This is a genomic window from Paraburkholderia ferrariae NBRC 106233, from assembly GCF_000685035.1.
GTDB classification, from domain to species: Bacteria; Pseudomonadota; Gammaproteobacteria; order Burkholderiales; family Burkholderiaceae; genus Paraburkholderia; species Paraburkholderia ferrariae.
In genome coordinates this window covers 88879-112336 of the sequence record NZ_BAYB01000009.1, presented here as the reverse complement: position 1 = coordinate 112336, position 23458 = coordinate 88879, and the positions used below count along the sequence as shown (strand labels likewise).

The window sequence follows — 23458 nt, the reverse complement described above, 5'->3', positions numbered from 1 at the left end:
TGCTTGAGATTCTGGTTTCGGATCCGGCAGGTATGGCCTTAGAGCTTCGAGCCGCCGTCCACGCGCAGCGTGTCGCCGGTGATCCAGCGGGCGTCGTCGGAGGCCAGGAAGGCGACGGCATCGGCAATGTCCTGCGCGTTCGCCACGCGCTTGAGCGCCTGCAGGCCGAGGGTGAAGTCGCGGCCTTCGTCGGTGCGCGCAAAGGCGGACATATCGGTAGCCACCACGCCCGGCGCGACAGCGTTCACGCGAATGCCGCGTTCGCCCAGCGCGGCGGCGAAGTGGAGCACGAGCGTATCGATGGCGCCCTTGGTCGCGGCGTACGCGCTCAGTTGCCCCACCGACGCATGCGCGGCCAGCGACGAGAGCAGCACGACACTGCTGCCCGCGACCAGCACCGGCAGCAACTGCTGTACGAGGAAATACGGTGCGCGCACGTTGACGGCGAAGAGTTCGTCGAAGTCGGCAACCGTGGTGTCCTGAATGCTCAGTTCCTTCGCGATGCCGGCGTTGGCCACCACCACGTCGAGCCGTTCGCCCACGATCTCCCGCGCGCGGGCCGCGAGGATAGCGGGGCCGTCGGCGGCGCTCATGTCGGCCTGCACCTTGTCGGCGCGGCCGCCGGCTGCGCGGATGGCTTCGACAACTTCATCGGCGGCCGCTGCGCCGCTGTTGTAGTGAACCAGCACGTATGCGCCGGCCTGGGCGAGCGCGAGTGCGCTTGCCCGCCCGATGCCGCGCGAGGCGCCGGTAACGAGGGCCGTCTTTCCGTTGAGCTTCGACATGATCTTTCTCCTGAGAGGTTGGGTTCGGCGTAAGGGGCCGGTGAATGTCTGCTGCTGGAAACTAATTTAGTGGCCGCGAGGGCGAAGGAAAAAGACTTTGTAAGTGGGTGGGCATGCTTGCAAGGCATGACCGCGGCGGCACTGCCTGCCCCTGTACTACCCCTGTGAGCGAGACGCGCCAGGGCCGCCATCCCCGGTGGGCATGGCGACCCTGGCTGGGCGCGCGGGGCGCGGGTCGGGCTCAGGCGGCCACAGCGCTCACAGCCGGATAGTCGGTGTAGCCGCGGTGATCGCCGCCATAGAACGTGCTGCGGTCATACGCGTTGAGCGGCAGGCCATGGCGGATGCGATGCGGCAGGTCGGGGTTGGCGATGAAATGGCGCCCGAATGCCACGAGGTCCGCTTCGCCCGCCGCGACGATAGCCGCGGCAGATTCGGGCGAGAAGCCACCGGCGGCGATGATCGGGCCGTGGAAGTGCGCCCGCAGATCGCGGGCGGCAACGGCGTGGGCCCCTTCCGTCACCTCCTGGCTGCCTGCCACGCGCGGTTCGATCACGTGCAGCCAGGCGAGGCCGAATGCGTCCAGCTCGCGCGCCGCATGGGCGAAGGTGCGGGCCGGGTCGCTGTCCGACATGCCGCCGAACGTGCCGCCTGGCGCGAGGCGCACGCCCACGCGGTCGGTGCCGAAAACGGATACGGCGGCGGCCGTCACTTCCGCCAGGAAGCGCACGCGGTTCTCCACCGGGCCGCCGTAGGCATCGGTGCGATGGTTCGAGCCGTCCTGGAGAAACTGGTCCACGAGGTAGCCGTTGGCGCCGTGGATCTCAACGCCGTCGAAGCCCGCTGCTTTCGCCCGTACCGCGCCCTCGCGGAATTCCTCGATAGCGGTGGCGATGTCTTCGAGCGTCATCTCGCGCGGAGGCGTGGCGGGTTGCCAGCCGTCTTTCGTGTGGGCCATGCCTTCGAACGGGATCGCAGAAGGCGCAAGCGGTGCGGCACCGCCGGGCTGCAGGTCGCGATGCGACTGGCGGCCCGCATGGAAAAGCTGCAGGACGATGCGCGCGCCCTTTGCGTGGACGGCATCGACGACGCGCTTCCAGCCTGCGATCTGTTCGTCGGCATAGATGCCGGGTGCGCCCTGGTAGCCGTTGCCGCGTACCGAAACGGGCGTCGCTTCGGCGATGAGCAGGCCGCCTTCGCTGGCACGCTGGGCGTAGTACTCGACCATCAGGTCGCCGGGGATGTCGCCCGTTTCCGAGCGCATGCGGGTGAGCGGTGCGAGCGCGACGCGGTGCGAAAGGGCATAGGCGCCGATCTTGACAGGGGTGAAGAGGGTGGTCATTGCAATGCTCCGGAATGTAATTCGCAATGCGAAATAAATGGGAAGGTTTTTACCGTAAAGAAAGCGTGAAATCGGGAATCAGAGACGCGAACCGCCGTCGATGCGCAGCGTGTCGCCGGTCACCCAGCGGGCCGCGTCGGAGGCGAGGAACGCAACCGCTTCGGCAATGTCGTCCGGCTGGGCGATGCGCTTGAAGGCCTGCATGCCGAGTGCCGTTTCGCGGCCCGCTTCGGTCTTCGTGAAGCTCGACATATCGGTGGCCACCACGCCCGGGGCCACGGCGTTCACGCGGATGCCGCGCGGGCCGAGCGCCGCGGCGAAGTGCTTGACGAGCGTGTCCACGGCGCCCTTGCTGGCGGCATACGCCGAAATCGCGCCGACGGCCGTGCGCACGGCCAGCGAGGAAAGCAGGACGATGCTGCTGCCCTTGCACATGGTGGGCAGGAGTTGTTGCACGAGGAAGTACGGCGCCCGCACGTTCACGGCGAAAAGCTGGTTGAAGTCCTCGACGCTCGTTGCCTCGATCGGCGCCGACTTCGAAACGCCCGCGTTGGCCACGAGGATGTCCAGCCGGTCGCCGACGATCGCCCGCACGCGCTTTGCCAACTGATGCGGGCCGTCGGCGTCGCGCAGGTTGGCGGCTACTTTCTGGGCCTTGCCGCCGGCGGCGCGAATTTCGGCAACGACTGCGTCGGCGGCCTCTTCGGCATTGCCGTAGTGCACGAGCACCTGGGCGCCGGCACGGGCGAGCGAGAGCGCGATGGCGCGGCCGATGCCGCGCGAGGCGCCCGTGACGAGCGCGGTCTTGCCGGTGAGCTGGGACATGACGAATCTCCTGATGAATCGGTGGGAGGGGCCGGGCATGCCTGCGCGCCATCGCTGCGCGGTATGACCGGGTGCGCTCGCACGGAACAGCGGTTCTGCCTGTCGTGCCGTGCGTGCTGCCATGTGCCGTACTCTAGTTGCCGCTTGCGCGGACGAAAAAGACTTTGTAGGCTTGCCGGCATACCTGCGAGGCATGGGACACAAGGAGGGCGCGATGGAGTTGCGGCATCTGCGGTATTTCGTGGCGGTGGCGGAAACGGGCAGCCTGACCGTCGCGGCGGAGCAGCGGCTCTATACGTCGCAGCCTTCCTTGAGCCGCCAGATTCGCGACCTGGAGGATCAAGTGGGCGTGGAGCTGTTCAGCCGCAGCGCGCGCGGTGTCGAACTGACTGCCGCCGGCAAGGCCTTTCTCGACCATGCCCGGCTCGCGCTCGCGCAGGTCGATGCGGCCGCCGAGGCGGCGCGCCGCGCGGCGCTGCCCGAACGCAAGGTGTTCGCGCTCGGCTTCCTCACCGGGCAGGAAATGACGTGGCTTCCGCGTGCGATGCAGGTTCTGCGCGACGAACTGCCGAACATCGACGTGACGGTGTCGAGCTACTACTCGCCCGACCTGGCCGATGCGCTCGCCCGCGGCAAGCTCGACCTGGGTTTCCTGCGCGCCGAACCGGGCTACGACCTCGAATACCGGGTGGTGTACCGCGAGAAACTCGTCGTCCTGATGCCGAGCGACCACCGGCTCACTGCGCGGGCCGCCATCGGCCCCGGGGACTTTGCCGGCGAGCCGTTCGTCATGGCGTCGAACAAGGCGCGCGTGCTGCACGACGTGATCGCCGCCTACCTGGAGGCCAACAACGTGGCGGTTACCCCCGAACATGGCGTGGACAATCTCGCCATGGCCATGTCGCTCGTCGCTTCCACGCGCGGGCTGGCACTTATGCCGGAGTATGCAAACAACCTGCTGCCGTGGTCGGTCGTCAGCCGCCCGCTGGAAGGCGAGGCACCCACCATCGACCTCGTGGTCGGATACAACCGCGCGAATACCTCGCCTACGTTGCAGCTCTTTCTGTCGCGGCTCGATGAAGTAGCGCAGCCTTCCGCTTGAGCGGCAGGTGTCCCGGTTCCCCGGTTTTTAGCGTGCCACGCTGATCGGCGGCGAATACGAGCTCACCGCCGTGTCGCCGCGCGCGCCAGCCTGCGACGTGCCGTTGGCCACGCCGCCGAAGCCTCCTTGCTGGGCTTGCGCTGCGTGTTGTGCCGCGACCTTGCGCTCGGCGGCCTGGATGTCGTCGGGATAGTAGGGGTCGAAGCCGAGCGAAGGCCGGTAGCCGGCCTGTTCGAGTTCGACGAGTTGCGCGCGCACCTGGGCGCGCGTGAGCGGCTGGTTTTCCTGCGCGGTGGCGGCAAGCGGTGCGGCCAAAGTAACGGCAGCGGCCGTGGCAAGAGCAAGCTTGATGATCGATTTCATGATGGACTCACGTATTTCGGTAGAAGGGCGAACGATTTCGTTCGCAGCGTGAGCCAAGTCTAGAAAGCGGCGCGCGCTCGATAAAGAGGCGCGCTTCGACATCAGTATTCGGATGAAACTGACAATCGACGCGCGATTGCCACGAATTGATCGGTCAATTGAGCAGATCAATCGCGGCGATTGGTCATGCCCCCGTCGAGCTTACTGCTGTCGCGCGCCCTGCCAGGCCGGCAGCGTGGCGCCGTGATAAACGGTGAGGATTTCCGCGGCTACGTTGGGTTGCTGATAGCTTTGCACCAGCGCTTTCACCCACGGGGCTGTTTCGTCCTTCGCGTTGACCGCGATGAAGTTGCGGTACGGATTGCTGCCCACGGCCTCTTGCGCGATGCGCTGATCCGGAATGCGGATGCCGGCCTTGATGGCCCAGTCGGTGTTGACCACGGCGGCGTCGAGGTCGCCGATCGCACGGCCGACAATGCCCGCGTCGAGTTCCTTGATCTTGATGTCCTTGGGATTCTTCGCGATGTCGCGCGCGGTGGGCAGCAGCCCCACGTCGCTGCGCAAGGTGATGAGACCCTGTGCCTGCAGCAGCAGAAGCGCGCGGCCTTCGTTGCTAGGATCGTTCGGCACGCCGATGATCGCCCCGTGCGGCAGGTCGGCCACCGACTTCACCTTGACCGAATAAAGCCCGATAGGCTGGACATAGGTGTAGCCCACCGGCACGATCGCATAGTTGCGCGCCTTGATCTGTGCATCGAGATAGGGCTTGTGCTGGAACGAGTTGGCGTCCAGATCGTGTTCGGAGAGCGCTTCGTTGGGCTGCGTGTAGTCGGAGAACGTCGTCACTTTCACGGTGAGGCCGTGCTTCGCGGCATTCGCGGCCACCACGCGCCACACGTCCTCGTCTTCGCCCGACATGATGCCCACACGTACTGTCTGCTCCGCGGCAACCGCCCGCTGCGCGCTGCCGAACCCTGCGGCAAGGACCCCCGAAGCCAGCAGCGTTGCAAGCCATTTTCTTTTGTTCTGGTTCATTCGATACACCATTCCACGGGTTGAAGATGTGCCGATGCTAGGGAATGGCCCGCTGTCGCGACAACCAATTTCGGGCGCTATGGTTATGCGCGGCACGGTGATATGCACTGCTTTTGTGAACGACAGAGCGCGAACGGCGCTGGGTGAAATGCTTATTCCAACGGGTGAAAAGGCCGGAACCTGTGCATAGGCACACAATGCGTTGGGATTCTGCGCCGATCGAAGAACCGGCGTATGGTAGGGGCTCCGTTTTTCCACTGCCCGAACCATGACCCGCACCCGTCAATTGCATCTTGGCGCGTTCATGCGCCCCGTCAGCCTGCACACCGGCGCTTGGCGCTTTCCCGGCGCGTGGCCCGACGCAAACTTCAATTTCGCGCACATCAAGCGTCTTGCGCAGACGCTCGAAGCGGCCCGCTTCGACGCCTTCTTCATGGCCGACCATCTGGCGGTGCTGAACATGCCGGTGCAGGCGCTGCGCCGCAGCCATACGGCCACGTCGTTCGAGCCCTTCACGCTGCTCTCGGCGCTCGCCGCGGTGACGGAGAAGATCGGCCTCGTCGCCACCGCCTCGACCACCTTCGACGCGCCGTACCACGTGGCACGCCGCTTCGCGTCGCTCGACCACCTGAGCGGCGGGCGCGCCGGCTGGAATCTCGTGACGACTTCGAACCCGGATGCGGCCTTGAATTTCGGCCTCGAAGAGCATATGGAGCACGACGACCGCTACCGGCGCGCTCGCGAATTCTTCGACGTGGTAACGGGCCTTTGGGATAGCTGGGACGACGACGCATTCGTTCGCGACGTGGAGAGCGGCGACTATTTCGATCCGGCGAAGCTGCACGTGCTGGCGCATCGCGGCGAGCATCTCTCGGTGCGCGGGCCGCTGAACATCGCACGGCCGCCGCAGGGCTGGCCGGTGGTCGTGCAGGCCGGGTCGTCGGAGGCCGGGCGGCAACTGGCGGCGCAAACCGCCGAGGCCGTGTTCACGGCGCAGCCTAACCTCGAGGCGGGCAAGCGCTTCTACGCAGACGTGAAAGCGCAGCTCGAGCCGCTCGGCCGCGCGCGCGATCACCTGAAGATCCTGCCGGGCGCTTTCGTGGTGGTGGGCGATTCGCTCGACGAGGCGCGCGAAAAGCGGGCGCTGCTGGATACCTTCGTTCACTACGACAGCGGCATCGCTTCGCTTTCCATCGCCCTCGGTCACGACGCGTCGGGCTTCGACCCCGATGGGCCGCTGCCGGAGATTCCCGAGTCCAACGCCAGCCAGTCGGCGCGCCAGCGTATTGTCGATTGGGCGCGCGAGGAAGGGCTGACGGTCCGGCAACTGGCGCAGCGGGTAGGCGGCTACTCGGGATTGCAGATGGTGGGCACGGCGAAGTCGATTGCCGACGAAATGGAGCAGTGGCTCGTGGAAGAGGGCAGCGACGGCTTCAATATCATGTTCCCGTTCCTGCCGCAGGGGCTCGACGACTTCACCGCGAAGGTGGTGCCGGAACTGCAGCGGCGCGGCATCTTCCGCCGCGAATACACGGGTTCGACCTTGCGCGAGCATCTGGGGCTGCCGCGGCCCGCGAACCGGTTCTTTCCTGCGCGGTAATGCGCCGGCACACGCTGCATAGCAATAAAGCTCATATGCAAAGGCATATTTACTGGTAGGGATTCGCTGTCTGCGCTGTTTCAATGGGCGACTGGACCCGTTCGGCGCAGCGGCGCCGGTTGTCACACGATGACGGCCGGTGGCCCCGCGACGACGAACGAACGGGAAGCAAACCGGCCTGTTCGAATCGTAATGCAGACTTCCGAAACGCCTCATGCGGCAGCTCGCCTGCCGCAACCTCCCGATCCCGCGCGCGTGAAGCGCATCGGCAACGACGCCGAAGCCCTCGCCGCGGCGCGCGTCCTGGCCGACGCCGTCGCGCCCGGCGCATCCCGGCGGGACCGCGAACGCATCCTCCCGTGGGACGCCCTCGACCTGTGGTCGGAAAGCGGCCTCGGCGCCATCACGGTGCCGCGCGAATACGGTGGCGCCGATGTGTCGTACGCTACGCTCGCCGAAGTGTTCGCCATCCTCTGTGCTGCCGATCCGGCATTCGGCCAGATTCCGCAAAACCATTTTGGCGTGCTGGGCGTGTTGCGCGAGATCGGCAGTCCCGCACAGAAGCAACGCTTCTACGGCGAAGTGCTGGCCGGGCAGCGGCTCGGCAACGCCGGGCCCGAACGCCGCTCGGCAACCTCGGCCACGATCCTGCAGGGCACCACGCGGCTCGCGGCCACCGCGGACGGCCTGCGCCTGAACGGCGAGCGTTTCTATTCCACGGGCGCGCTGTTCGCTCACCGTGTGCCGTCGCGCGCCGTGGACGACGAGGGCCGTGCCGTCCAGGTATGGGTGCCGCGCGATGCGCCAGGCCTGACCGTTATCGACGACTGGTCTTCATTCGGACAACGAACGACAGCAAGCGGCACGGTCCGCTTCGATAACGTGGCGGTCGATCCGGAAGACGTGCTGCCGATCTGGCAGCTCGCCGGGAATCCCGGCCTGTACGGCCCGACCTCGCAGCTGATCCAGGCCGCAATCGATCAGGGCATTGCCGAAGCGGCGGTGGCCGAGGCCGTGCGCTTCGTGCGTGAGCATGCGCGTCCCTGGATCGACTCCGGCGTCGCGCGGGCGGCCGACGACCCGTACATCATTGCCGACGTGGGGCGCCTGCATATCGATCTGCACGCCGCGCACGAAGTCCTGCTCGAAGCGGGCCATACGCTCGACGCGCTGGCGGCGGCCCCCCTGGATGCCGAAGCCAGTGCGTGCGCCTCGGTCGCCGTGGCGCAAGCGAAGATCCTCACGACTCGGATTGCCCTCGAAGCGAGCGAAAAGCTCTTCGAACTCGCGGGCTCGGCTTCCACGCGCGCCGCGCACAACCTCGACCGGCACTGGCGCAATGCCCGCACGCATACGCTGCACGACCCCGTGCGCTGGAAGCTGCATCTGCTCGGCAACTATCACCTGAATCATGTCTTGCCGGCACGGCACTCCTGGAACTGAACGATGAGCGACGAACTTTCTCTGGCGGCGCGCGATGCGGTGACGCACGTGTCGGCCGCGGCGCCGCCCAGCGCACCCGCTCGCCTTGCCGACGACGCCGCGGCCATCGAGACCGCGCGGCGCGTTGCCGCCGACTTCGCCCGCGACGCCGCGCTGCGCGACCGCGAACGGCGGCTGCCGTGGGCCGAACTCGACGCCTTCGTCGCGAGCGGCCTGTGGGCGATCACGGTACCGCGCGCGTTCGGCGGCCCCGGCGTTTCGAGCGCGACGCTTGCCGAAGTCACGGCGATTATCTCGGCCGCCGACGGCTCGCTCGGCCAGATTCCGCAAAATCACTTCTATGCGCTCGAAGTGCTGCGCGTGGGCGGCAGCGTCGAGCAGCAGCGTTTCTTCTACGACCGCGTGCTGGCGGGCGAGCGCTTCGGCAACGCGCTCGCCGAAATCGGCCACAAGGACTTCAAGCGCCGCACGCGGCTCACACGCGACGCACTGGGCCTGCGCATCGACGGCCGCAAGTTCTACTGCACGGGGGCGCTGTACGCGCACTGGATTCCCACGCTCGTCGTGGCGGAGGAGGCGGGGCGCGACGTCACGTACCTCGCGTTCGTGCCGCGCCACGCGTCGGGCGTGACCATCACCGACGATTGGGACGGCTTTGGCCAGCGCGTGACAGGCAGCGGCTCGGTCGCGTTCGATGGCGTGCGGGTCGAACCCGAATGGGTGGTGCCGTTTCTCGCATCGTTCGAAAAGCCCACCACCATCGGACCGCTCGCGCAGATCATTCACGCGGCAATCGATCTGGGGATCGCGCGCGGCGCGTTTCAGGCCGCCTTGCAGTTCGTGCGGGAGCGCTCGCGTCCGTGGATCGACGCGAAGGTCGAGCGCGCCGCCGACGATCCGCTCACGCTCGCGCAATTCGGCGACCTCGCGGTGCGGCTGCGCGCCGCCGAAGCGCTGGTGCGCCGCGCGGGCCGCTACGTCGATGCGGTGCAGGCCGCGCCCAATGAGCGCTCGGTAGCCGAGGCGTCGATTGCCGTTGCGGAGGCGCGCGCGCTTACCACCACGATCTCGCTCGACGCCGGCACGCGCCTTTTCGAACTCGCCGGCACGGCCGCGACGCTCGATGGCCTCGGGCTCGACCGTTTCTGGCGCAATGCCCGCACGCACACGCTGCACGACCCGGTGCGCTGGAAGTACCACGCAGTCGGCAATTTCTGGCTGAACGACACGCTGCCGCCGCGGCACGGAGCGCTCTGATGACGAAGACGAAGAAGTCCGTTCTGCTCAACGCATTCAACATGAATTGCGTGGGGCACATCAATCACGGTCTCTGGACGCATCCGCGCGACCGCTCGACCGACTACCGCAAGCTCGCCTACTGGACCGATCTCGCGCGCACGCTGGAACGCGGCCTGTTCGACGGGCTGTTTCTCGCGGATATCGTCGGCGTGTACGACGTGTACCGGCGCGACGTGGACGTGACGCTGCGCGAGTCGATCCAGTTGCCCGTCAACGATCCCACGCTGCTCGTGCCCGCCATGGCCGCGGTCACCCAGCATCTGGGCTTCGGCGTGACGGTCAATCTGACCTACGAGCAGCCGTATCTGCTCGCGCGCCGCTTCTCGACGCTCGATCATCTGACCGACGGGCGCATTGGCTGGAACATCGTCACGGGCTATCTGGACAGCGCCGCGCGTGCGATGGGGCTTTCGGAGCAGTTGCCGCACGACGAGCGCTACGACCGCGCCGACGAATACCTCGACGTGCTCTACAAGCTGTGGGAAGGGAGCTGGGAAGAGGGCGCGGTGCTGCGCGACAAGGCCGCGCGTGTTTTCGCGGACCCGGCGAAGCTGCATCGCGTGCGGCACGCGGGGCGCTACTACGACGTAGACGGCTATCACCTTGCCGAGCCTTCGCCGCAGCGCACGCCGGTGCTGTTCCAGGCCGGCAGTTCGGGGCGCGGGCAACGCTTCGCGGCGCGCCATGCGGAATGCGTGTTCATCTCCCCGCCGAATCGCCAGGTGGGCCGCGAGACGGTACGCGCACTGCGCGAGCAACTCGTGCGCGCGGGACGCCGTCCGGACGACGTGAAGGTGTTCGTGGGTGCCGCAGTCGTTGCGGGTGCAACCGAACACGAGGCGCGCGAGAAATATGCCGACTATCGCCAGTACGCGAGCCGCGAAGCGGGCCTTGCGCATTTCGCGGCGAGCACCGGCATCGACTACGCGCAATACGATCTCGATGCGCCCGTCGATTACACCCCCGGCAATGCGATCGAATCGGCCACGCGCACGGCGAAGCAGCATGGCTGGACGCGCCGCACACTGCTGGAAATGTTCGAACTGGGTGGGCGCTATCCGGCGATCGTCGGCAGCGCGGCGCAGGTGGCCGACGAACTGCAGGCCTGGATCGACGAAGCCGATGTGGACGGCTTCAATCTCAGCCGCACCGTGGTGCCCGAGAGCTATGAAGACTTCGTCGATCTGATCGTGCCGGAGTTGCAGGATCGCGGTCTCTACAAGACCGCCTACGCGCCCGGCACGCTCCGGCAGAAGCTCTTCGGCGAAGGCGACACGCTGCCTTCGCGTCACGCGGGCGCATCGTTCCGGCAGGCGGCGGAAGTCCCCGTTGTCCAGGAGCGGACCTAGCTGTTCCAGCGCCGGATCGCGCGAGCTTCGTGGTCGAAGCCGAGGACGCTGATCGAGGCTGTGTCGAGATAGAGGTGAGCGCCGAGGGCCGCTGCGTCGCCCATCCAGCAGCCCGCGAGCGCGCGCAGGAAATGCGCGTGCGAGAAGATGGCGACGCGTCCGCTGGCGGCGAGCAGGCGCGCCACCACTGCTTCGGCGCGCGCTTCGACGTCGAGCAGGCTTTCGCCTTGCGGCACCGGCGAGTGCCAGACGCTCCAGTCGGGCACGCTCGCGCGAATCTCGCGCGTGGTGCGCCCCTCGTAGATCCCGTAGTTCCATTCGCGCAGATCGGGCAGCGTTACGCGCTGGCTGCCGAGGCCCGCGAGTTCGCACGTTTCGATCGCGCGGACCATCGGGCTCGACCAGACCGCGTCGAACGGCTGCGTGGCCAGGCGCGGCGCGAGCGCGCGCGCCTGGGCGCGGCCGTGCTCCGTGAGCGCAATGTCCGTGCTGCCGGTGTGCTGGCCCGAGAGGCTCCATTCGGTTTCGCCGTGGCGGATCAGCCAGGCTTCGTGCAGCGCGGTGGCCGGGTTCGCGGGAGTCGATGACATGGGGCGCTCCGAAGGTAGGGGCGACATCGGTGGGGCGGCGCCGCTACGGCTGGGCGAGGATCGCGGACCCGTCGTCGTCCGGATTCAGCACGGCCACGACTTCGAACCACTCGCACACGAGCGGCATGTCCTGCGTCGCCGTGCGGCCGACGCGCGCGCATTCGTGCAGAAAGAAGCGCCAATGCTCGCGGCGCCAGGAGTCGAGCGAGAGATCGCCTTCGCCCTCCGCAATGGCGAACGCGGCCGGTACGTCCTGGAAGGCCGTAATGCGGACCTCGGTCGTGCGCAGCACCAGCACGGGCCGTCCGCCGAAATCCATCACGATCTCGAAGTCGCCCGCAACGGGAAGCCGTTCGCCGTCGAACGTCCAGGAGTCCTGCAGGCTGCAGGTCGCGCGCTTGGCGCCGGCCTGGATGAGCGCGATGAGCGAGGCGGAGAGTTCGGCCGAGTCGCCGAACCCGGTCATGCGCACAGGCGCGCCGGTCAGATCGACGCCGCGCTCGCGCAGGCGTGCGACGAGTTGGGCTTGCTGGTCGGGGTCGTTCATGGAGGTTGGCGAAACGCTCAACCGAACGGGGCGTCGAGCGGCTTGCCGAAACGGTCGAAACGCGGCGCGTAGTGGCGGGCGGGGTCGAGCGAGAAGGCCACGCTGCGCGTGCGGCCCATGATCTCGTTGCGCGGGAAGAAGCCGAAGTAGCGCGAATCCGCGCTGTTGTCGCGATTGTCGCCGAGCATCAGATACTGTCCCGCGGGCACGACAACGGGGCCGAACGAGCTGCGCGGGCTGGGTGCGTCGGGCGAGAGCCGCACGGTATGCGTCACGCCGTCGAAGCGTTCGGCGAAGTATTCGCCGGTCGAACTGGCGTCGCTCGCGAGCAGGTTGGTGCCTTCGGGCCGGTAGTTCGCGGGCACGCCGTTCACGTAAAGCACGTTGTCGCGCAGCGCGACCCGGTCGCCCGGCACGCCGATCACGCGCTTGACGAGCAGTTCGTGGGCAGCGGACGAATCGATGGTCACGATATCGCCGCGCTGCGGGTCGCCCAGATGCGCAATGCGGATATGCGTGAGCGGCACGCGCAGGTCGTAGGCCATCTTGTCCACGAAGATGCGGTCGCCCAGGCGGATGGTGGGCAGCATCGAGCCGCTCGGCACGACGTTCCAGTCGGCGACGGCGCTGCGAAACACCGTCATGAGCAGCAGAAATGCAACGAGGCCTTTGTTTTCTTTCCAGAGCCGGGTGAGGATTTTCATACGGATTGTCTCGGCGCCTGGGCGCCATGCGTCGCGGGGGCGACCGGAATGGCGACTATATACCTACGGCGGCCCGATTGCGCACAAACGTCGGCAGAAATGGAAAACGGCATCGCGCCGCGCCCGGTCTTCGGGCGTGCGCGATGCCGCACAGGTGCAAGGCGTGGCCGCCTGCGCTCAGAACGCGTGGCGCATGCCCACCGTCACGGCGACCTGGGTGTTGGTGGCGGACGGCGAGAGCGTGTTGATCATCGCATGCGAGAGCACCGAGTCGGCCGGCGCGCCGTGCACGTTCTCGTACACGCCTTCGAGGTAGAAGTCGGTGCGCTTGCTGAGGGCGTAGTCCGTTTGCAGCATCGCCGTGTTCCAGCCCGGCGACGCACCGTTGTACGCACCGTGCGTGTACGTGTAGGCACCCGAAACGCTCCACGCCTGGGTGATCGCGTACTTGGCGTTGACCTCGAAGTTGTCGAGGCGCAGCGAGCCGTCGAGCGAGCCCGACGAAGGATCGGCTGCGCCGAGATAGGTGCCGGTGCCGAACGAGTACACGCCGCCCACGTTGTCGAGCTGCGTATGGCTCCACACGAGGCCGACCGTGGCCGGGCCGTACGTGTAGTTGCCGCCGAGCGACCAGATGCGCTGGCGCTGCGCGAGGAAGTTCGCGCTCGTGTCGCCCGTGGTGATCGCGCCGCCGCCGCTGCCGGCGTTGTTGAACTGCAGGTAGCCGGCGGCGAGGTTGATCGGGCCTTGCGAGTAGCCGAGCGCGAAGCCGTACGAGCGGTTGTTCGCGAAGTCGCCGGCCTTGTTGCTGAACGCGTACATCGTTTCGACCGTCACGCCATACCACACCGGGCTCGTGTACTTGACGGTGTCGTTGACCACCACCGAGTTGGCCGCGAGGTTGTCGTTCTCGAACGGGTGCGCAGCCATGTTGCCGCCCCACGTGTTCGAGCCGGCCGTGAGCGGGCCGACGAGGTCGTTCATCACGTCGAACTGGCGGCCGAACGTGAGCGTGCCGTACGGATCGCTTTGCAGGCCGACCCAGGCTTGCGAGCCGAAGCCGTCGCCCGAGAACGCTTGCTGGCCGTTGTTGAGCAGGAAACCTTGCTCCAGCTTGAAGACCGTCTTCAGGCCGCCGCCGAGATCTTCCGTGCCCTTCAGGCCGAACACCGTGTTCTGCGTGGAGCTGGTGTTCATCTGGATGTTGGAGTGACCCTGCTGGTTGTTCGTGTAGACGAGGCCCGTATCGATGAGGCCGTAGAGGGTGACGCTGCTTTGCGCATGCGCGGAAACCGCGAAAACGCTACCGAGTGCGAGGGCGATCAGGCTTTTTTTCATGCTTTTTAAACTCCGGGTATGGGCGGTGATCTGTTGATTTATTTCGCTATTCACCGGCAATAAAGGCGGGTGTAATTTATTCGAAAGAAATTTATTCGGCATTCGGAAATGGAATTAATTCCCGGCCATTATTGCTCGCGACGCAATACCCGCAGATCCCCACTGCTCTTGGGCAAAGGGGATCGCGACTGAGCCGCGTGGGACAGATCGTGTGCAATGCGGCGAATTGCGATGAGGGAATCTTATTGTGTAGAAAATAAAAATCGCGTTGAAATTGGCGCAGGCGTGGCGCCAAAAAAACATTCCATTTTAGACACTCGACTAATGCGGGAATTTGTGCATTGCAACGTGAGAGGGGCGGCGAAGGCGGGTGGGCGTGCACGCTGCCGCACCACTGGATATTCCTCTCGCCGATATTCATGTTTTATGCTTGTGAGCGATATTGACAAATTATCGTCAACAGGCATAAACTGGGTTTATGCGTCACGGGAATATTTCATGAAAATCATCGTCCATACGCCGGCAGCGCTTGGCGAGATCCTGCAGTCGGCCAGAAAGGCTCAGGGGATGACCCAGGCCCAGGCGGCGGCACGCATCGGCATTGGCCAGCCGCGGCTCTCCGCGCTCGAGACTGTCGGCACCGCCAGCCTTTCATTCGATCAGATGCTCGCGCTTTTTGCGCTCTACGGCCTTGAATTGTGTGTCCAGCCGCGCGGCACGGGGGCGGAAAACAGCCCCGGCATCGAAATCCAGGAGTGGTAGCGCATGGGCCGTCGATCGCATTCGCGCGCACTTTCCGTCTGGGCCAACGGCGAACGGGTGGGCGCCTGGGTCCTGCCGGCCGGCGGCGACATGGAACTGCATTACGACGCCGGCTGGAAGCAATCGGCCGTGGGGCGGCCCTTGTCGCTCTCGCTGCCGTTCGGCATCGGCGCGCGGCCGCTGCGCGGCGAGCGCGTGCACAACTACTTCGACAACCTGTTGCCCGACAGCCCGCAGATCCGCCGGCGCATTGCAACGCGCTTTCGCACCGAGACCGTGGAAGCGTTCGACCTGCTCAAGGCAATCGGGCGCGATTGCGTAGGCGCCGTGCAACTGCTCGATGAGGACGAGGTGCCGGCAAACGTCGAGGCCATCGACGGCACGCCGCTCTCCGAGGCCGCGATCGAACGCCTGCTGCTCGAAACCGCCGGCACGCTGCCGGGCGGCGAAGCCGGGGACGACGAGGCCGGCGAACTGCGCATTTCGCTTGCGGGCGCGCAGGAAAAGACCGCGCTGCTGTACCACGAAGGCCAGTGGCACCTGCCGCACGGCGCCACGCCGACCACGCACATCCTCAAGCTGCCGCTTGGCCTGATCGGCCACCGCAAGGTCGATTTCCAGACCTCGGTCGAAAACGAATGGCTTTGCCTCGCGGTGCTGCGCGCCTACGGGCTGCCGGTTTCCGAAGCCCGCATCGAAACGTTCGGCGCGCAGAAAGTGCTGAGCGTCGAGCGTTTCGACCGCGCATGGTCCACGCGCGGCGCGCTATTGCGTCTGCCCCAGGAGGATTTTTGCCAGGCCCTGGGCGTGCCGCCGCATCGCAAATACGAGTCGCAGGGCGGCCCGGGCATGCGCGAAATCGCGGGCATTCTGCGGCAATCGCAGCGGCCCCTGCAAGACATCGAAACCTTTCTCGGCGCGCAGATCGCTTTCTGGATGCTGGCCGCGCCCGATGGCCACGCAAAAAACTTCAGCCTGCGCCTGCTGCCGGGCGGCCGCTTCCAGCTCGCGCCGCTCTACGACGTGATGTCCATCTGGCCCGTGGAGGGCGACGGCGGCAACCAGTGGTCCTGGCACAAGGCGACGCTCGTCATGGCGGTGTGGGGCCGGGGCCGCCATTACCGCATGCGGGACGTGAAGCGCACCCACTTCGACGCCACCGCGCGGCTGTGCCATTACGGCGACGACGCCGGGCCGCTCGTCATGCGTTTCATCGAGCGCACGCCCGCCGTGATCGAAGCGGTGGGCAAGGCGTTGCCCGCCGGTTTTCCGGAGCGGGTCGCCGCGCGCCTTTTCGAGGGGCTGCGAGTGTCGGCGGAGCGGCTTGCGGCAGGGGCGTGATAAAAACGCGGCAAAAAAAACGGGGCGCACCTGAGTGCGCCCCGCTCTTGGACAAAACCGGACCGGCGCTTACGCCTTCTTGCCCGATTCCACCTTCCAGACCCAGTTCGACGGATCGGCCACCTTGCCGCGCTGAATGCCGGTGAGCAGGGTGCGGATGCGGCGCGTGACTTCGCCTTCGCCACCGTCACCAATGGTGAATTCGCCGTCCGCGTGACGCACCTGGCCGATGGCCGTGACCACGGCCGCCGTGCCGCACGCGAAGCTTTCCTTCACACGGCCGCTGGCGGCGTCGTCGCGCCACGCGTCGAAGGCAACGGGCGCTTCCTTGACCTCGATGCCTTCCTTGCGCGCCAGTTCGATGATCGACGCGCGCGTGATGCCGGGCAGGATCGTGCCCGAGAGCGGCGGCGTGACGAGCGAGCCGTCGTCCATCACGAAGAACACGTTCATGCCGCCCAGTTCCTCGATCCAGCGGTGCTGGGCCGCGTCGAGGAAGACCACCTGGTCGCAGCCCTTGCTCGAAGCTTCGGTTTGCGCGATCAGGCTGGCCGCGTAGTTGCCGCCGCACTTGGCCGCGCCCGTGCCGCCGGGCGCCGCGCGCGTGTACTGGTCCGACACCCACACCGTCACTGCCGACTTGCCCGGCTTGAAGTACGGGCCGACCGGGCAAGCGATCACGCAGAACACGTACTCCGACGAGGCGCGCACGCCGAGGAAGCTCTCGGTCGCGAACATGAACGGGCGAATGTAGAGGCTGCCGTCGCCGCCGGGAACCCACGCCTGGTCGGTGTCGACAAGCGCTTCGATCGCCTGCATGAAGAGTTCTTCGGGCAGATCCGCCATCGACATGCGTGCCGCCGAGGCGCGAAAACGCTTCGCGTTTTCCTGCGGGCGGAACAGGGCGATCGAGCCGTCTTCGCGGCGATACGCCTTCATGCCTTCGAAAATTTCCTGGGCGTAGTGGAGGACCGCGCAGGCCGGGTCGATCTGGAACGGACGGCGTGCCTCGACCTTGGCGTCGTGCCAGCCGCGCCCTTCGCTCCAGCGGATCGTGACCATGTGGTCGGTAAACACGCGGCCGAAGACCGGGCTTTCGAGGCGCTCGGCGATCTGGGCGGCAGGCGTGGGGTTGGGGTGCTGTTCGACGGAGAATGCCAGGCGACTGCTAGTGCTCATGTTTCGGTGTCTCGCGGTTGTTGATTGCGGCTGCCTGCGTATTTTCGGTCTTTTTTGAGGTTTGGTGCAGATTTTCCGGCGGGCTGGGGCCTGGAAGGCGGTTGAGCCGCAAAACGGGGCCGTGGGAGGTCAATGCGGCCCCGTTTTGGGCCCCTGTTTTGTGCGCGCGTTTGTGTCCGCGCTTGTTCCGCGCGTGTGCCCACATTGGTCCCCGCATTTTTCCCGCTTTGTGTCCGCCTGGCAGCGGGGCGCGATCAGCGAATCGACGAAGGATGTTTCGCGAGCGGCGTGACGTGCAGCTTCATATAGGGGAAGAGCGGCAGCGCCGAGAGCAGCATGTGCAGTTCGTCGTTCGATTCGACGTCGAACACGCTGTAGTTCGCGTATTCGCCCACGATCCGGTAGAGCGCCTGCCACTTGCCCGAGCGCTGCAGTTCCTGCGAGTAGACCTTTTCGCGCGCCTTGATTTCATCGGCCTGCGCCGCGGGCAGGTCCGCGGGCAGATGCACGTCCATTCTGACGAGAAAGAGCATGGGTGGTGGAGTTCCGGCAAAGAAGGTTGGGAAAACTCAGGCGAGCGCCACGGACTTGCGCGAGGCATCGCGGCGATAGTGCGCGAGCTTGTCCTCGTCGATCGCGATGCCGAGGCCCGGGCCAGTGGGCAGGTGCAGGCAGAAGTCGCGGTACACGGGCCGTTCGGTCACGATGTCGTCCTTCACCAGCAGCGGCCCGAACAGTTCGGTGCCCCATGCGAGTTGCGGCAGCGTGGCGAAAACATGCGCGGCCGCCAGCGTGCCCACGCTGCCTTCGAGCATCGTGCCGCCGTAGAGCGCCATGCCCGCCGCGTCGCCCACGGCGGCCGTGCGCAGGGTGCCGTACAGGCCGCCCGATTTCATGATCTTCAGCGCGAACACATCGGCACAGGCGCCGCGCACGAGATCGATTGCGTCCTCGGGGCCCATCAGCGTTTCGTCGGCCATGATCGGGACTACGAAACGTGCCGCGAGCCGCGCGAGCGCCGCGCGTTGCTCGCGCGGCACAGGCTGCTCGACGAGGTCGATCCCCGCATCTTCCAGCAGGGCGATGCCGGTTGCCGCCTCGGCTTCGTTCCAGGCCTGGTTCACGTCCACGGTCACGCGCGCGCGTTCGCCGAGCGCGCGCTTGATTGCCGCGACGTGGGCCACGTCGTCGCGCACGCTGCGCCGGCCGATCTTGAGCTTGAAGGTGTCGTGGCGGCGTTCGGCCAGCAGGCGCTCGGCTTCGTCGATGTCGCGGCCGGTGTCGCCGCTCGCAAGCGTCCACAGCGCAGGCAGCGCAGTGCGCACCGCGCCGCCCAGCAGCGTGGCGAGCGGCACGTTCAGGCGCTTGCCCTGCGCATCGAGCAGCGCCGTTTCGAGCGCGCACTTCGCAAAGCGGTTGCCGCGCGCCACCTTGTTCAGCTTCGCCATGGCGGCGTGCACGTTGGTCGCGTCCGTGCCCACGAGGGCGGGGGCCAGATAGGTGTCGATGGTGAGCTTGATGCCCTCGGGACTCTCGTCGCCGTAGGCAAGGCCGCCGATGGTGGTGGCTTCGCCGATACCCACCACGCCGTCGCTGGACAGGAGTTTGACGACCACGAGCGTTTGCTGCTGCATGGTCGCCATCGCGAGCTGGTGGGGGCGGATGGTCGGCAGATCGACGAGGATCGCCTCAATGGAGCTGACGGTTGCGTTCATACCCGGAAGATACCGTTGGATGATGTGAACGCAGTATGCGTGGCCTCAGCGGGCGATGTCCAACACCGATAATGTCTGATTCAATACCTTGAGAGTATTGAGCCGATCCTCTTCAACGCATCCCTCACGGCGCCGCCGGCGCAATGAACTCCATCTGTTCCTCGGTGTAAAGCCGGTAGATCAGTTCGAGCATGCGCGTGAGATCCTCCGACTCGTCGAGCATGCGCATGCTCATGATGATCGGCGAAACGAGCCGCGGGTCGTCCAGGTCCTTGTAGATGACATCGCTGCGCCGCAGCCCGTGCACGCTGCTCGGCACGATCGAGATGCCTTCGCCCGCCGCGACGAGCCCGAGCGCAATCTGCAGCTCACGCGTTTCGTAGAGGTGCGCCGGCTTGAGCGAACGGTCGTGGAAGGCTGCCAGCACCTGGTCCGCGTAGCTCGGGCGCGGCGCCTTCGGGAAGATGATGAGGGTTTCGCTCACGAGGTCGGTAAGCGCGAGCACGGGTTTGGCGTCGATGAGCGGATGGCCGATCGGCAGCGCCACGATCATGCGCTCCTCGCGCAGCACCACGCGCCGGATGCTCGGGTCTTCCAGCCGGATGCGTCCGAAGCCCACGTCGATGCGCCCCTCCTTGAGCGCCTGGATCTGGTCCATCGTGGACATCTCGTGCAGGCTCAGTTCGACGGCGCCATTCTCCTGACGAAAGCGGCGAATGATCTTCGGCAGCAGGCCATACAGCGTCGAGCCCACGAACCCCACCGAAAGGCTGCGCTCGATCTTGCCCACGCGCCGCGTCATCGATTCGAGTTCGGCGGTCTGCGCGAGCAGTTGCACCGCGTGCGAATAGAAGAAACGGCCGGTGTCGGTGAGCTTGAGCGGCCGGGAGTTGCGCTCGAACAACTGCACGCCCAGCGCCTCTTCGAGTTGCTGGATCTGGCGGGAGAGCGGCGGCTGCGCGATATGCAGCCGCTGGGCGGCGCGCGTGAAGTTGCGTTCTTCGGCCACGGCCACGAAGTAGCGCAAATGTCGAAGTTCGATGTTCATACCCTGGAGATATTGTCTCGATACTAAATCAGTGTTGGACGCGCCGATTCGGCGCCAACTATGCTTCAGCCACGTCCTCAGCCGCATCTCATTATACCTTCTGGGCATGAAAGAAAGCCCCTCGCCCCAAGCAGGCAAGGAGCCGTTCACGCGGCGGCGGCACCTGGGAAACAGCGCGCTTATCCCACGCTCGTCCCCCAGTGCGCGCGAGGTTCCGTGATCAGAGCATAGGAGCAGACAATGAAGCACGCAGAAATCGAAACCCTCGTAAAAGGGTTCGTCGTCGATACCGCCAAAGGCGAAATCGATCCCCGCGTTCAGCAGGTGGTCGTACGTCTCGCCACCGACCTCTTCAAGGCCATCGAAGACCTCGATCTCACGCCTACCGAAGTGTGGAAGGGCATCGAGTACCTCTCCGAAGCGGGTGCCACCCAGGAACTCGGCCTGCTGGCCGCGGGCCTCGGACTCGAACGCTTCCTCGACATCCGCATGGACGAAGCCGAAGCGAAGGCCGGCTTGACGGGCGGCACGCCGCGCACGATCGAGGGCCCGCTCTATGTGGCGGGTGCGCCGAAGAGCGTGGGCTATGCGCGTCTCGACGACGGCAGCGAAGACGGCAAGGGCGAATTGCTCTTCATGCAGGGCACGGTGTACGACGGCCACGGCAAGCCGCTGTCCGGCGCGCAGGTGGAGGTCTGGCACGCCAACACGCTCGGCAACTACTCGTTCTTCGACAAGACGCAGCCGCACTTCAATCTGCGCCGCACGATCGTGACCGATCAGGACGGCCGCTACCAGTTCCGCAGCATCGTGCCGGTGGGCTACGGCTGCCCGCCCGAGGGCACGACGCAGCGCCTGCTCGACAAGCTCGGCCGCCACGGCCAGCGCCCCGCGCATATCCACTTCTTCGTTTCGGCGCCGGGCCACCGCAAGCTGACCACGCAGATCAACATCGACGGCGATGCCTACCTCTGGGACGACTTCGCATTCGCGAGCCGCGAAGGGCTCGTGCCGCCCATCGAGCACGTCGCATCGGCCGATCTGTTGAAGCAGCGCGGCGTGGACAAGCCGTTCGCCTCGATCGATTTCGATTTCCGCCTCAACGCCGAGCGCGACACCGCGCCGGCCGCCGAAGTCGGGCGCGTCCGCGCCGCGGCCTGAAGCATCATTCGATACCGGTGCGCGACTTCCGGGCAGGGCCCGGTTCGCGCCTGGGGAGAGCAAACATGTCCGCCATCATCGACCAAAGCAACGAACTGGAACACCTGCTGGCCACCGCCGTGCAGGACGACAGGCAAGCGGGTGTGTACCGTTGCCGCCGCGACATCTTCACGAACGCCAGCCTGTTCGACCTCGAAATGAAGCACATCTTCGAGAGCAACTGGGTGTACCTGGCGCACGAGAGCCAGGTCAGCGAGAACAACGACTACTACACCACGTGGATCGGCCGCCAGCCGGTGGTCATCACGCGCGACAAGACCGGCGAACTGCATGCCGTCATCAACGCCTGCGCGCACAAGGGCGCGATGCTGTGCCGGCGCAAGCACGGCAACAAGGGCAGCTTCACGTGTCCCTTCCACGGCTGGACCTTCTCCAATACCGGCAAGCTGCTGAAGGTGAAGGACGAGAAAACCACTGAATATCCGGTGCAGTTCAACACCCACGGATCGCACGACCTGAAGAAAGTCGCGCGATTCCAGAACTATCGCGGCTTCCTGTTCGGGAGTCTCAATGCCGATGTCATGCCGCTGGAAGACTACCTGGGCGAAGCGCGGGTGATCATCGACCAGATCGTCGATCAGGCGCCCGAGGGGCTGGAGGTGGTGCGCGGCAACTCTTCCTATGTCTACGAAGGCAACTGGAAGATGCAGATGGAGAACGGCTGCGACGGCTATCACGTCAGCACCGTGCACTGGAACTACGCCGCGACGATGGGGCGGCGCAAGGAAGACGGCACCCAGGCAGTGGACGCCAATAGCTGGAGCAAGTCCGTGGCGGGCGTCTATGGCTTCGAGCACGGCCACATTCTCCTGTGGACCAACACGATGAATCCCGACGTGCGGCCGGTCTACCGCCATCGCGACGAAATCACGGCACGCGTGGGCGAGGCGAAGGCCGGCTTCATCGTGAACCAGACGCGCAACCTCTGCCTGTATCCGAACGTGTTCCTGATGGACCAGTTCAGCACGCAGATTCGCGTGGTGCGGCCGATCAGCGTGGACAAGACCGAAGTTTCCATTTTCTGCTTCGCGCCGAAGGGCGAGAGCGCCGCGGATCGCACCACGCGCATTCGCCAATACGAGGACTTCTTCAACGTCACCGGCATGGGCACGGCGGACGACCTCGAAGAGTTCCGCGCCTGCCAGTCGGGCTACGCGGGCATCACGGCGATGTGGAACGACCTCTCGCGCGGCGCGCCCCTGTGGATCGAAGGCCCGGATGAGAACGCGCAGAAGATGGGGCTGAAGCCGCTCATTTCGGGCGAGCGCAGCGAAGACGAAGGGCTGTTCGTGTGCCAGCACGAATACTGGGTGCGCGTGATGCGCGATGCGCTCAAGAAGGAAAGCGGGGAGGCACGGGCATGAGCTTCGACTATACGCGTGTCTGTGCCGCGCTGTATCGAGAGGCACGCCTGCTCGACGACCGCCAGTGGGACGCGTGGCTTGCGTGCTATGCGGAAGACGTCACCTACTGGATGCCGGCATGGGACGACGACGACCAGATCACCCATGACCACGACAGCCAGATCTCGCTGATGTACTACCCGGACCGCGGCGGCCTGGAAGATCGCGTGTTCCGCATCAAGACCGAGCGCAGCGGGGCTTCGACGCCCGAGCCGCGCACCAGCCACAACGTCACGAACGTGGAAGTGCTGGCGGAGCGCGGCGACGAAGTGGACGTACGCTACAACTTCCACACGCTCAATCACCGTTACCGCGTGACCGATCACTTCTTCGGCACGATGTTCGTGACGCTGCGCCGGGCGGGCGAAGACCTGCTGATCTCATACAAGAAGATCGTTTTGAAGAACGACTATATCCGCCAGGTTCTCGACGTCTATCACGTTTGATGTTCTGCATTCCGTATTAAA

At 65.8% G+C, this 23458-nt stretch carries 23 protein-coding genes; 10 read left to right on the top strand and 13 right to left on the bottom strand.

Going from position 1 to position 23458, the window contains the following annotated elements; all coding sequences use genetic code 11:
- Positions 1 to 38: 38 nt before the first annotated feature.
- The 3 genes from BFE01S_RS11070 to BFE01S_RS11060 form a co-directional block, all read right to left on the bottom strand.
- The gene (locus BFE01S_RS11070; RefSeq protein WP_028225543.1) at positions 39 to 785 is read right to left on the bottom strand and encodes an SDR family NAD(P)-dependent oxidoreductase; all 747 of its coding nucleotides are present in this window, start codon (positions 783 to 785) and stop codon (positions 39 to 41) included.
- 241 nt (positions 786 to 1026) lie between these two features.
- Positions 1027 to 2127, bottom strand: coding sequence for an alkene reductase (locus BFE01S_RS11065; protein ID WP_028225542.1), 1101 nt, complete (start codon positions 2125 to 2127; stop codon positions 1027 to 1029).
- A 78-nt stretch (positions 2128 to 2205) separates the two neighbouring features.
- A complete protein-coding gene (locus tag BFE01S_RS11060) occupies positions 2206 to 2952 on the bottom strand; it encodes an SDR family NAD(P)-dependent oxidoreductase (RefSeq protein WP_028225541.1) in 747 nt (248 codons plus the stop codon).
- Between the two features lie 214 nt (positions 2953 to 3166).
- Here BFE01S_RS11060 and BFE01S_RS11055 point away from each other — a divergent pair, with 214 nt between their 5' ends.
- Entirely contained in the window at positions 3167 to 4054 is an 888-nt protein-coding gene (locus BFE01S_RS11055; RefSeq protein WP_028225540.1) for a LysR family transcriptional regulator, read from the top strand.
- A 27-nt stretch (positions 4055 to 4081) separates the two neighbouring features.
- Here the strand turns inward: BFE01S_RS11055 and BFE01S_RS11050 are convergent, their stop codons facing one another.
- Positions 4082 to 4417 carry a DUF4148 domain-containing protein gene (locus tag BFE01S_RS11050; protein ID WP_028225539.1) on the bottom strand — a complete coding sequence of 112 codons (336 nt, stop codon included), beginning with the start codon at positions 4415 to 4417 and terminating at the stop codon, positions 4082 to 4084.
- 201 nt (positions 4418 to 4618) lie between these two features.
- On the bottom strand, positions 4619 to 5452 hold the full coding sequence (locus BFE01S_RS11045; protein ID WP_042337493.1) for a MetQ/NlpA family lipoprotein: 834 nt from the start codon (positions 5450 to 5452) through the stop codon (positions 4619 to 4621).
- Positions 5453 to 5720: 268 nt separating this feature from the next.
- Between BFE01S_RS11045 and BFE01S_RS11040 the strand changes: the two genes are divergently transcribed.
- From BFE01S_RS11040 to BFE01S_RS11025, 4 genes are all read left to right on the top strand, one after another.
- Positions 5721 to 7052, top strand: a complete 1332-nt coding sequence (locus BFE01S_RS11040) for an LLM class flavin-dependent oxidoreductase (protein ID WP_028225537.1) — start codon at positions 5721 to 5723, stop codon at positions 7050 to 7052.
- 192 nt (positions 7053 to 7244) lie between these two features.
- On the top strand, positions 7245 to 8495 hold the full coding sequence (locus tag BFE01S_RS11035) for an SfnB family sulfur acquisition oxidoreductase (protein WP_028225536.1): 1251 nt from the start codon (positions 7245 to 7247) through the stop codon (positions 8493 to 8495).
- 3 nt (positions 8496 to 8498) lie between these two features.
- Positions 8499 to 9752: an SfnB family sulfur acquisition oxidoreductase gene (locus BFE01S_RS11030; protein ID WP_028225535.1), complete on the top strand. Its 1254-nt coding sequence runs from the start codon at positions 8499 to 8501 to the stop codon at positions 9750 to 9752.
- Positions 9752 to 11143 (top strand): LLM class flavin-dependent oxidoreductase, encoded by a 1392-nt coding sequence (locus BFE01S_RS11025; protein WP_028225534.1) that lies wholly within the window; start codon positions 9752 to 9754, stop codon positions 11141 to 11143. The genes BFE01S_RS11030 and BFE01S_RS11025 overlap by 1 nt, the downstream gene beginning before the upstream one ends.
- On the opposite strand, the gene BFE01S_RS11020 is transcribed toward BFE01S_RS11025, so the two are convergent.
- From BFE01S_RS11020 to BFE01S_RS11005, 4 genes are all read right to left on the bottom strand, one after another.
- Entirely contained in the window at positions 11140 to 11733 is a 594-nt protein-coding gene (locus BFE01S_RS11020) for a histidine phosphatase family protein (protein ID WP_042337492.1), read from the bottom strand. The genes BFE01S_RS11025 and BFE01S_RS11020 overlap by 4 nt on opposite strands.
- A gap of 43 nt (positions 11734 to 11776) precedes the next feature.
- Entirely contained in the window at positions 11777 to 12280 is a 504-nt protein-coding gene (locus BFE01S_RS38285) for an ASCH domain-containing protein (RefSeq protein WP_052420860.1), read from the bottom strand.
- 17 nt (positions 12281 to 12297) lie between these two features.
- Positions 12298 to 12984 (bottom strand): signal peptidase I, encoded by a 687-nt coding sequence (gene lepB, locus BFE01S_RS11010; protein ID WP_028225532.1) that lies wholly within the window; start codon positions 12982 to 12984, stop codon positions 12298 to 12300.
- Positions 12985 to 13161: 177 nt separating this feature from the next.
- Positions 13162 to 14322 carry a porin gene (locus BFE01S_RS11005; RefSeq protein WP_028225531.1) on the bottom strand — a complete coding sequence of 387 codons (1161 nt, stop codon included), beginning with the start codon at positions 14320 to 14322 and terminating at the stop codon, positions 13162 to 13164.
- Positions 14323 to 14820: 498 nt separating this feature from the next.
- Here BFE01S_RS11005 and BFE01S_RS11000 point away from each other — a divergent pair, with 498 nt between their 5' ends.
- The gene (locus tag BFE01S_RS11000; protein WP_028225530.1) at positions 14821 to 15084 is read left to right on the top strand and encodes a helix-turn-helix domain-containing protein; all 264 of its coding nucleotides are present in this window, start codon (positions 14821 to 14823) and stop codon (positions 15082 to 15084) included.
- Positions 15085 to 15087: 3 nt separating this feature from the next.
- Positions 15088 to 16425, top strand: a complete 1338-nt coding sequence (locus BFE01S_RS10995; protein WP_028225529.1) for a type II toxin-antitoxin system HipA family toxin — start codon at positions 15088 to 15090, stop codon at positions 16423 to 16425.
- A 69-nt stretch (positions 16426 to 16494) separates the two neighbouring features.
- Here BFE01S_RS10995 and BFE01S_RS10990 read toward each other — a convergent pair whose 3' ends face one another.
- From BFE01S_RS10990 to BFE01S_RS10975, 4 genes are all read right to left on the bottom strand, one after another.
- Complete coding sequence (locus BFE01S_RS10990) at positions 16495 to 17604, bottom strand: branched-chain amino acid aminotransferase (protein WP_028225528.1); 1110 nt, start codon at positions 17602 to 17604, stop codon at positions 16495 to 16497.
- Between the two features lie 254 nt (positions 17605 to 17858).
- On the bottom strand, positions 17859 to 18137 hold the full coding sequence (catC, locus tag BFE01S_RS10985; RefSeq protein ID WP_028225527.1) for a muconolactone Delta-isomerase: 279 nt from the start codon (positions 18135 to 18137) through the stop codon (positions 17859 to 17861).
- 36 nt (positions 18138 to 18173) lie between these two features.
- Entirely contained in the window at positions 18174 to 19319 is a 1146-nt protein-coding gene (locus BFE01S_RS10980) for a muconate/chloromuconate family cycloisomerase (protein WP_028225526.1), read from the bottom strand.
- Positions 19320 to 19443: 124 nt separating this feature from the next.
- Entirely contained in the window at positions 19444 to 20361 is a 918-nt protein-coding gene (locus BFE01S_RS10975; protein WP_028225525.1) for a LysR family transcriptional regulator, read from the bottom strand.
- Between the two features lie 246 nt (positions 20362 to 20607).
- Here BFE01S_RS10975 and catA point away from each other — a divergent pair, with 246 nt between their 5' ends.
- From catA to benB, 3 genes are all read left to right on the top strand, one after another.
- Entirely contained in the window at positions 20608 to 21528 is a 921-nt protein-coding gene (gene catA / locus BFE01S_RS10970) for a catechol 1,2-dioxygenase (RefSeq protein ID WP_028225524.1), read from the top strand.
- Between the two features lie 65 nt (positions 21529 to 21593).
- The gene (locus tag BFE01S_RS10965; protein WP_028225523.1) at positions 21594 to 22952 is read left to right on the top strand and encodes a Rieske 2Fe-2S domain-containing protein; all 1359 of its coding nucleotides are present in this window, start codon (positions 21594 to 21596) and stop codon (positions 22950 to 22952) included.
- Entirely contained in the window at positions 22949 to 23437 is a 489-nt protein-coding gene (benB, locus tag BFE01S_RS10960) for a benzoate 1,2-dioxygenase small subunit (protein ID WP_028225522.1), read from the top strand. Before BFE01S_RS10965 ends, benB begins: the two co-directional genes overlap by 4 nt.
- Positions 23438 to 23458 lie beyond the last annotated feature (21 nt).